We start from the raw sequence: 9,465 nt of genomic DNA, 5'->3' as shown, positions 1-9,465 counted from the left end.
TCTCGCGAATCCAGAGAAATCGCCATCTCGGGCGACTTGCGTGGCAATCCAGTGATACTGCGGTTCGTCCATCGTGATGCCCTGTCGTCGGGCGGCTTCGACTGCGAGTGAGACGGTGAGACCAATTGCGATCGACAGAAGCAGCGCTGCCGCTGTCCACTCGAGCGCACTGGAGTTGCGAAGAGTCTTTAGCACGAGCTATTCGACGTTTCCGAAAACGCAGCTTGCAGCTTCTACCCAGGGGCGTTGTCCCATTGTTTCCTCAATGTTTTGGTGAGCACAAAAACACCACCAACGAATAGAACCAGCCACGGAATGAGCGAGAACAGACCTTCAAGACCCACTACCTGGCCTAGATTGAATTTAGTCAGTTGCCACTGATCAGGTGAAAGATCTTTAAACAGCCGCACCGGCCGGTTGAAATGTGCAAACTTTCCTGAAAGAAACCATTCATAGAGTTTATAGAGGGGTTGTTGGTTGGAGGCTGGGATCATGGTCGTAACCGCAACGATCACCAGCATATTGAGCCCTGAAAGAGCAGCGAAAAAGCAATACAGATGCCGCCACAATCCCTTTAGTTGACCGATGAGTCCGCTGAGGAGGATGCACCAAAACGGCATCGCCACAATGAGATAGCGAGCTCCAGAGGTATTCCCTCCGCGCCATCCGTTAAAAGCTGAAACGACAAACAAGAGGCCAATGCAAATCATCGCACACAAAACGGCGATGTCTTTGGCCCCCTTTCGAAACAAACAAATCGCTCCGCCAATCGAAAAGAAAAGAATCGGCATGTACAAAAAAATGCCCCGGGAGGGCGATAACAAAAGTCGGTAGGCGTTGATGGGAGAGATCTTCCCGAACAGCCCGCCGGCAAGCTCCGGATCGATGAACACCGTGCTGCTGAACGATGGGGCAATGGCAATGGCGGAGCCGAAGCAAATTTTATTGTAGACGAGCAAAAACAGGAGCGAGGGGAGGCCTCCCAGTATGACGGGCACCAGCCGCCGCCTGTGCTCGGTCTTCAAAGCCAAGAACAAAGTCATGATCACCACGGGGAGACCAGCCAAAAAATCGCACAGAACGGCGAGGCCCATCGCGATCCCGGCAAGAAGATCTGATTTGCTGGACTTGTGGCTCATGAGAACCCAGGCAATCAGACAAAGAGCGGCGGCTGTAGCGTGTCCCCAGAGCTGAGAACTAAATGGAAACATCAATGTCCCAAATGCATAGATCATTGAAAGACCAAAAGCCTGGATGGGGGCCCCGGGATATCTGGTCAACAACCAGGACAAGAATAAAGCTGCGGACAAGGCAGTAAAGAAGACGGATACAAACAGATTGATCAGGAAGGCATTCCATTGGGCGGCATCAAAGGCAGTGGGATCCAGGCCCAGCAGCCTTTCTGTGTGGTAGAGAACGAAATAGACGGGGATCCCAAGAAGCATCGTACCGGGAGGTTTATTGGAATAGTAGTTGCCGTCATAAACAGCCCAGTCGCCTGTGTTGATCCCCCGTCTTGGGTGGGTAATGAACTGATTGATGGAGAATGTCGGAGTATCCGCAGACTGTGGCTCTACGACGGAGTAAATACTGTCGAGTCTTGCGTTTTGATTCCAACCCGAGCCATTGTAAAAATAGGCATGCGTCAGCGCTACGAAGAGACCAAAGCCAAGCAGCAGCTGATTTCTCTCACTAAACTGGCGAAGATTGAAAAACACACCTCAAGGATACACCACGACGAGAAGAGGATAATCAAGCCGCAATTTCCTAGCGAAAGCCGGCAACGGGTCTCGTTACCGGTGCCATTGCCAGACCCCACATCGTGCAGGAGTGACCGGACGGATTCCGGTTGGAGCGGCGATTCCCCCGGACCAGTGCAGTAGAATCCGAGATGCCTCGGTGCCCCATCGAGCGCGTACCGGAGAAGGGAACCCCCCGATGAACTTCGAACACAACGAGCGAACGCAATTCACGCTGGCGCGCATTCGGGATTTCATGGAGAAGCACATTCGCCCGAGTGAGGAGATCTTCGATCGCCAGCTTGCGAGTTTCGGGAGTGATCGCTGGCAGATTCCGCCGGTCCTCGAGGAGCTCAAGGCGAAGGCGCGGGAGGCCGGCCTCTGGAACTTGTTTCTCCCGGACAGCGAGCGTGGTGGCGGCTTCACGAACCTCGAATACGCCCCGATGTGCGAGGCGATGGGGCGCAGTGGAATCGCATCGGAAGTCTTCAACTGCTCGGCGCCCGACACCGGCAACATGGAGGTGCTCGAGCGCTACGGCACCGAGGAGCAGAAGAAGAAGTGGCTCGAGCCGCTCCTCGCCGGAGAAATCCGCTCCGCGTTTGCGATGACCGAGCCCGAGGTCGCGTCCTCCGATGCGACTAACATCCGAACCGAGATCCGCCGCGACGGCGACGAGTACGTGATCAACGGACGCAAGTGGTGGACGTCGGGGATCCTCGACCCGCGCTGCAAGATCCTCATCGTCATGGGTCGGACGAATCCCGACGCGCACAAACACGTGCAGCAAAGTCAAATTCTCGTCGAACGCGATGCTCCGGGCGTAAAAATCGAGCGCCATCTTCCGGTATTTGGATACGACGACGCCCCGCATGGCCACGGTGAGGTGCTCTTCGAGAACGTGCGCGTGCCCGCTTCGAATCTGATTCTCGGCGAGGGGCGCGGCTTTGAAATTGCCCAGGGCAGGCTCGGACCGGGCCGGATTCACCACTGCATGCGGACGATCGGCGCCGCCGAACTCGCGCTCGAAAAGATGTGTGCGCGATTGTTGAGCCGCGAGGCCTTCGGCAAGCGGATCGCCGAACACTCGGTCTGGGAGGAGCGCGTGGCCAACGCCCGGATCGAGATCGAATGTACGCGTCTGCTCACCTTGAAGGCCGCGTTCATGATGGACACTGTCGGCAACAAGGTCGCGCGCGCCGAGATCGCAATGATCAAGGTCAAGGCTCCGCTGGTGGCGCTGCAGGTCATCGATGACGCCATCCAGGCATTTGGCGGCGCGGGTGTGACGTCGGACTTCGGTCTGGCCAGGGCCTACGCCAACATTCGCACACTGCGTCTCGCCGATGGGCCAGACGAAGTCCACCGCCGCACCATCGCTCGGCTCGAGTTCCGAAAGTCCAAGGAGAGTTCGGACAAGCAGGCCGGGAGATAGCCGGGGCATGAAGCTCGCATCCAAGCACGCAGTGGTTACGGGAGGGGCGGCCGGCATCGGACGAGCCCTGGTGCGAAAGTTTGCTGCGGAAGGTGCGCGGGTGGTCGTGGCGGATCTCGACGCCGATGGGGCGGCCGAAGTGGCGGCCGAGATCGGGGGATTCGCGGTTGCGGTCGACGTCAGCGACGAATCTTCGCTGCGTTCGCTGGTCGAGCACGCCGAGCAGGAATACGGCGCCGTCGATCTCTTCTGTTCGAACGCCGGCATTTTCCTGCCTGGGGATGTCGAAGTCCCCAACGAGCAGTGGCAGCAGATCTGGGAAGTCAACGTGATGGCCCACGTCTATGCCGCGCGGGCCGTGCTGCCTTCGATGCTCGAGCGGGGCGAGGGATACTTGCTCAACAGCGCCTCCGCGGCCGGGTTGCTCACACAAATCGGTTCGGCACCGTACGCCGTGACCAAGCACGCGGCCGTCGGCCTGGCGGAGTGGCTCGCCGTCACCTACGGCGACCGGGGTATCAAAGTATCGGTACTCTGTCCGCAGGCGGTGCGCACCGCAATGACCGCCGGTGTCGAGGGGGGCGGCGTTGCGGGCGTCGATGGAATGCTCGAGCCCGAGGCGGTTGCGGATTGCGTCGTCGAGGGGCTCAGCGAGGAGCGCTTCCTGATCTTGCCCCATCCGAACGTTGCAGAGTACATGCAGCGCAAGGTCGCGGACTACGATCGTTGGCTCCGGGGGATGCGCCGCCTACAGGCTCGTTTCGAGTCCCCCTGATCGAGCGCGCGGCAACGGACCTCAAACTCTCTGCGCTCAGCCGGCCACCTTGACCAGCTGCTTGCCGAAATTCTTGCCCTGCAGCATGCCGCGAAAAGCGTCGACGGCCCGATCCAGACCTTCCACTACCGACTCCCTGTATTGGAGCTGGCCGCTCTTGATCCATTCCGCCAGGCGCTGCGTCGTTTCAGCGTGCTCGTCTTGCCACTCGAAAACGAGAAAGAAACGGTGCTCCGGCGGTTTTTCCAACGCCCCGAACACACCGAAGGGCGAATCGGCACTCGCCAGATCCGTAGCATTGTACTGTGACACGTAGCCGCAGATCGGAACCCGTGAACCCGAATTCAACAGCGGGGCGACTGCTCGAGTGACATCACCGCCGACGTTCTCGAAGTAGACATCGATCCCTTTTGGACAAGCGTCAGCCAGATCCGCAGCCAGGTTGCCGGCTTTGTAATCCACACAGGCGTCCAGGCCCAGCTCATCGACGACGTATCGGCACTTGGCCTCGCCACCGGCGACCCCCACGGTTCGGCAGCCGATCATCTTGGCGACCTGCCCCACCACGGAACCCACCGCGCCGGACGCGGCCGACACCACCACGGTTTCTCCAGCCTGCGCTTTGCCGACCCGTGTCAATCCCATGTAGCCGGTGCGGCCCGGCATCCCCGCCGCTCCCAGAAATACCGAAAGCGGCAAGCCGCCCGGATCCAACTTGTGCAGCATCTCGGTCTGCTCGTTCGCCACACTGTATTGCGTCCAGCCCGTGTAGCTGGTGACGTAATCGCCGACGGAGAACTGGTCCGAACGGGATTCGACGATCTGCCCGACGCTTTCGCCCTTGATCGCTTCACCCAGGACCATCGGCGGTACGTAGGATTCCGCGTCATTCATATTGGGGCGCATATAGGGGTCGAGCGACAACCACAACACCTTGATCAGAAACTCACCGGGCTTCAATTCGCGGACAGGCTCGGTTTCCATCCGAAAGTCTTCATCCTGGACTTCGCCGTGAGGGCGCCGGGCCAGCACGATGGTACGGTTCTGATAATCAGACATGGGGTAGTCCTCCGTGATCTGCTGCCATGGTGGACCAGATGAAGCCGTCTGACCAACCTTCGCCCCCGACGCCCCCCGTACGGCGCGGCGCGAAAGTCCGCGCCGTGCAGCCCAGCTCAGCTTGTTGTCCCTATGCTCCCCCGTACCGAACGTAGTCAAAAATCCCGCTTCTTTGTCGTATCCGCGAATCGTGTGGTTGATGGTGATAGAGTGTTTAAATTCGAGCACAATCCAAAGTAACTGTCGACAGGACACGATCTAACGTGACAGAGCAAGATCTGAAGCGGGCACTGCCCACCAAATTCGTACTTGCTGTTACGATTGGCGGCATCATTGGTCTCGGCATCTTGCGCGGCCCTGGTGAAATCGCAGAGGTCATTCCTGACCCTTTTTTCTACCTTGCACTTTGGTTGTTTGGCGGCTTGTTCGTTCTATTGACCACTGCTGTAGCCGCCGAATTGGTTGGCATGACGCCGCGCTCCGGCGGTACCTATCCACTCATTCGCCGAGCATTTGGACCGTACCCTGGATTCGTAATTGGCTGGGTTGACTGGCTGAGTTACGCCGCAGACATCGCCCTCAAGGCGGTCGTCATACTGGAGTTTGTTGCGATTCTATTTCCTGAAGCGGCGGCATGGCGTACGGCGCTGTCTATCATCGTGACTACGGTGTTCGCCGTCTTTCAGTTGCGCGGAATCGCCTTGGGTGCCGTTATTCAGGAGTTTATGACGGCGGCGATAGGACTAGTTGTCCTCGGACTGGCGCTGTTTTTGTTTTTTGTAGAAGCACCGGTTATCAGTGCCACGGTATTGATGCCCGCGAATACAGGGCTCAGTGGTTGGAGCCTGATGCTCGCAACAATCATTTTTACCTACGACGGTTGGCTTTATGCGGCTTACTTTACCGGCGAAATCGAGGGTGGCGCCGGAGCCGTAGCGCGCTCGAGCATCAAGGGCGTCATTATCGTGATCGCGTTGTATATGTTGCTGAACGTCGCAATGGTGAAAAGCGTAGGGTTGGCTGCTCTGGCGGGCAGCGATCTGGCTCTGGCACATGCTCTTGAACTTGTTGCCTCACCAGCAGTTGGCAACGCAGTTGTCGTCGTCGCCATCGTGATTCTGCTGAGCCATCAAAACCTGGGTTATATGGGAGCACCGCGAGTTCTTCACGCGCTTGCGGTGGATGGTTTTGCGGCGCAGCGTGCACAAAAGGTCGGGAAGGGTGGCAATCCGCTATTCGCCGTGTTGGCCACCTGGTTGCTCGCTATTGGCCTCATTTCGCTCGGTGGATTTGAATCCCTATTGCTCCTTTGTGTGTTTTTCTATGTACCTCTTTACCTTGCACTGATTATCGGCGTGCTCATCCTGCGCAAGCGCGAGCCTGATACCGAGCGCCCGTTCCGAGCCTGGGGCCATCCTTACAGTACGATCGTGTGCCTGATCGGATGGGCATTAGTTACTTTGTTTCAGGCGTATGCGGAGAGGGAGACCGCAGTATATGCAGTCGCAATGACGGCCGTGTCCTGGCCCGTGTACCGGTATCTCGTTCGCAAATGAGGGCGCGAACTTCCCCTGAAAAATGGACACCCCGATAAGGGCCTACAATGGCCCATCGAGGTGCCGGTGGCTTGAATCGCAATTTCACACGACGCCTGATAAACCTTCTCATGGAACAGTTGGATAACGAAATGTCATGATGCTGGTGTGTCCTCAGAATCGATTTGCGGTCGCGGCCGATCTTCCGGCCGGTCTTTCGTTGTGGATGTGATCGCCATGCAGCGGCGCTGGATCGGCAAAATCATGCTCATGCTCGCGATGCTCATGATGAGCTTGCTGTCGGTGGAACTCGTGCTCAACTACTACGCCAATCAGGTCGAAAATCGCCCTCGCCGCTATCAGTTCGATTCACGGCTGGGCTATGTGTTTCGGCCCAATCTCGATGTGGTCATACGGAGCAGCGCCGGTGAACTCTACGAGTTCCGAACCGACGAGCAAGGCTACAGGATTGCGGGTGTACCCAATGAGCACGTCCCTGCTGCTCATCGGATGGAGATCATTGGTGATTCGTTCGTGGAGGGATCCGGCGTTCGCATCGAGGAACGCTTTGACTACACGATGCGGAAGCTCTTGCCCGATTGGGATATCCGCGCCCGGGGCTGCGGTGGCTATGGCACTGATCAGCAGCTCCTGGCGGCGCAGTCGCTGGACACCACCTCCAAACAGGCCGAAATTGTGGTGCTCGTGACCTGTGGCAACGACTTCCACGACATTCTGCGGCGCAGCCACTCGGCGCGGCCCAAGCCCTGGGCAGAACTTCGCGGCGAGAAACTGCTATTCCACCCTCCCCAAGTGACCCTTTTGAGTCGGCTGCGGGATGTATCGTACTTGGCCGAAATGATCGCCCGGTTGGGACAAACCAGAATCAAGTTCAACACCGCGGTGTTGGCTTCCAGCGCTCCACTCTACACCCGCATTGTGCTCGCCCTGCGCCAGGAATTTCCTTCCCATACCCACTTCGTGGTGGTTCACCACTCCGATTCCATGGCCGAGGGTGTTGATTTGGCGGTGGCCTTTGCCGCATTGAAAGCAGAAGGCATCCCGGTGCTCGCACTTGACGAAAAACTCGGCACGCCAGAGTCTCGGGCAAGCAACTTCCTGGGGAAGGACGATGGCCATTGGAATGCCCAGGGGCATCGAATTGCCGGCGAGGCCATCGCGCAGTTCATCAAGTCATTGCGGGTCGGACCGATGCCTACGGAGGCGACTCCCTAGGAGTCTGCGCGGCAGAAGGCTCCTAGGCTTCGAGCGTAATTCCGGGCGCTCTACCCACCTACCGTAGGGGAAGCCCTGGACTGATCGATCTGCTCGCAGTTCGGGGCAGTCTTGCTTATGCTGCCGGAAGCCCGCATGCAAGAGTTCATCGCCAAAATCGTAGATCTCATTCTGGCCGACCATGTGGAGTGGCTCGTGCTCCCGATCATCGTAGTCGCGGGCTACGTCGTCATCCGAGTAACGAACAAGCATATCGCGCGCTTCTTCGATCGAGTGGACTACGACCGAACACTGGAAATTCTGATCCAAAGGACGATCCGGGTCTTTTTGTGGATCGTCGTGCTGATCCTGGCGCTGGCAAATGTCGGTTTTGATGTCTCTGGCTTCATCGCCGGGCTCGGTGTGATGGGCTTCATTGTCGGCTTTGCGGTCAAGGACGTACTCTCGAATCTGGCCGCAGGCGTATTCCTCCTGATGAAGCGACCCTTCAACGTTGGAGAGATCATCGCCGTGGCGGGGGTCAAGGGGCAGGTCGAGGAGGTGACTCTCTCCAGCTGTCTCGTCATCACCGAGGAGCAGCACCACGTGACGATTCCGAACGCCAAGATATGGGGCAACGCCATCCGAAACCTCTCGCGAGGCGAACCGCAAAACGAAGCATGATCCAGTTCCGCCGGAAGCCCGAGCGAAGACTCGCCTCTCTCGCCCAATCCTCGCTGGAGAGAGCCAGTGGGGGCCAGAATTAGGCTGGTGGGCCGCACCCTGTACGCGATCGAACGAAAAACTACGCTGTATCCATCCCTGGCGAGCCACGGACACATCGCGGGAATTTTGAACCCGAACATCTTTTGGACGGCTCAATCTCCGGTAGAATGCGCTGCCTAGGGAGCACATTCCGTGGCAGGGTAGATGTCGGGTCGCCGGCAAGGCGCACATACCAATCGCTGGCGCAGCCCTTCTGTCGTGGCCAAGGCACGGGATTTTTTTGGGGGGGGATGTGCACTTCGAAAAAGTCAGCATCGTGAGCGTACGACACGTAGACGCGCCGCACGTCGTGACCTCTGCCGAGATCCAGGAGCAACTCGCGGACACCATGAAGCGGCTGGGGGTGAAGTCCGACCTGCTCGAATCGGTGGTCGGGATTAACGAACGGCGTTTTTGGGACGAAGGCTTCGAGCCGAGCGATGCCGCGACCCTCGCTGCGCGAGCCGTCCTCGACGATTTCGGCCTCGATCCCGCCAAGCTCGGCACGCTCCTCAACACCTCGGTATGTCGAGACTACATCGAGCCATCGACGGCCTGCCTGGTGCACGGCAATCTCGCGCTTCCCGACACCTGCACGAGCATGGACATCGGCAACGCCTGTCTCGCCTTCTTCAACGGCATGGAGATCATCGGCAACATGATCGAGCGCGGCCAGATCGACTACGGGCTGATCGTTGACGGGGAGTCGGCACGCTTCCTGACCGAACAGACCATTGGGCGGCTGCAGCGATCGTCAACGGACATGAAGACCTTCCACGAAGAATTTGCCTGTCTCACCACCGGCTCCGGCGCCGTCGCAATGCTGTTGGCAAATTCCGAGCTCGTAGACAACAACCATCGCTTCAAGGGCACCGTGAGTCTCTCGGATACAAAGCACAACCGCCTTTGCCTGGGGCAACTCGATCGCGGCTGGACCGATAC

General features: G+C 58.4%; 8 protein-coding genes. 6 read left to right on the top strand and 2 right to left on the bottom strand.

All coding sequences use genetic code 11. From position 1 onward, the window contains the following. Positions 1-233: 233 nt before the first annotated feature. Positions 234-1,718 (bottom strand): hypothetical protein, encoded by a 1,485-nt coding sequence (locus IH881_19050; GenBank protein ID MCH7869799.1) that lies wholly within the window; start codon positions 1,716-1,718, stop codon positions 234-236. Between the two features lie 220 nt (positions 1,719-1,938). On the opposite strand from IH881_19050, the gene IH881_19045 reads away from it, so the two are divergent. Both IH881_19045 and IH881_19040 read left to right on the top strand, forming a co-directional pair. Beyond that, positions 1,939-3,174, top strand: coding sequence for an acyl-CoA dehydrogenase family protein (locus tag IH881_19045; protein ID MCH7869798.1), 1,236 nt, complete (start codon positions 1,939-1,941; stop codon positions 3,172-3,174). A gap of 7 nt (positions 3,175-3,181) precedes the next feature. Continuing rightward, on the top strand, positions 3,182-3,949 hold the full coding sequence (locus IH881_19040; GenBank protein ID MCH7869797.1) for an SDR family oxidoreductase: 768 nt from the start codon (positions 3,182-3,184) through the stop codon (positions 3,947-3,949). A gap of 36 nt (positions 3,950-3,985) precedes the next feature. Here the strand turns inward: IH881_19040 and IH881_19035 are convergent, their stop codons facing one another. Further along, on the bottom strand, positions 3,986-5,008 hold the full coding sequence (locus tag IH881_19035; protein ID MCH7869796.1) for an NADP-dependent oxidoreductase: 1,023 nt from the start codon (positions 5,006-5,008) through the stop codon (positions 3,986-3,988). Positions 5,009-5,271: 263 nt separating this feature from the next. Here IH881_19035 and IH881_19030 point away from each other — a divergent pair, with 263 nt between their 5' ends. From IH881_19030 to IH881_19015, 4 genes are all read left to right on the top strand, one after another. Then, positions 5,272-6,564: an APC family permease gene (locus tag IH881_19030; protein MCH7869795.1), complete on the top strand. Its 1,293-nt coding sequence runs from the start codon at positions 5,272-5,274 to the stop codon at positions 6,562-6,564. Between the two features lie 216 nt (positions 6,565-6,780). Next, a complete protein-coding gene (locus tag IH881_19025; protein MCH7869794.1) occupies positions 6,781-7,779 on the top strand; it encodes an SGNH/GDSL hydrolase family protein in 999 nt (332 codons plus the stop codon). Between the two features lie 135 nt (positions 7,780-7,914). After that, positions 7,915-8,442 (top strand): mechanosensitive ion channel, encoded by a 528-nt coding sequence (locus IH881_19020; protein MCH7869793.1) that lies wholly within the window; start codon positions 7,915-7,917, stop codon positions 8,440-8,442. 358 nt (positions 8,443-8,800) lie between these two features. Continuing rightward, a partial coding sequence (locus tag IH881_19015) for a 3-oxoacyl-ACP synthase III (protein ID MCH7869792.1) occupies positions 8,801-9,465 on the top strand: 665 nt, incomplete at its 3' end.

This window comes from Myxococcales bacterium (assembly GCA_022563535.1).
GTDB lineage: Bacteria > Myxococcota_A > UBA9160 > UBA9160 > UBA4427 > DUBZ01.
Note: the sequence above shows the minus strand (reverse complement) of the source record. Positions and strands in the feature narration are given on the sequence as shown.

Excerpts from the sequence above, each read along its gene's own strand:
- IH881_19035 (MCH7869796.1), bottom strand. The coding sequence starts at position 5,008 with ATGTCTGATTATCAGAACCGTACCATCGTGCTGGCCCGGCGCCCTCAC.
- IH881_19025 (MCH7869794.1), top strand. The coding sequence starts at position 6,781 with ATGCAGCGGCGCTGGATCGGCAAAATCATGCTCATGCTCGCGATGCTC.
- IH881_19040 (MCH7869797.1), top strand. The coding sequence starts at position 3,182 with ATGAAGCTCGCATCCAAGCACGCAGTGGTTACGGGAGGGGCGGCCGGC.
- IH881_19045 (MCH7869798.1), top strand. The coding sequence starts at position 1,939 with ATGAACTTCGAACACAACGAGCGAACGCAATTCACGCTGGCGCGCATT.
- IH881_19020 (MCH7869793.1), top strand. The coding sequence starts at position 7,915 with ATGCAAGAGTTCATCGCCAAAATCGTAGATCTCATTCTGGCCGACCAT.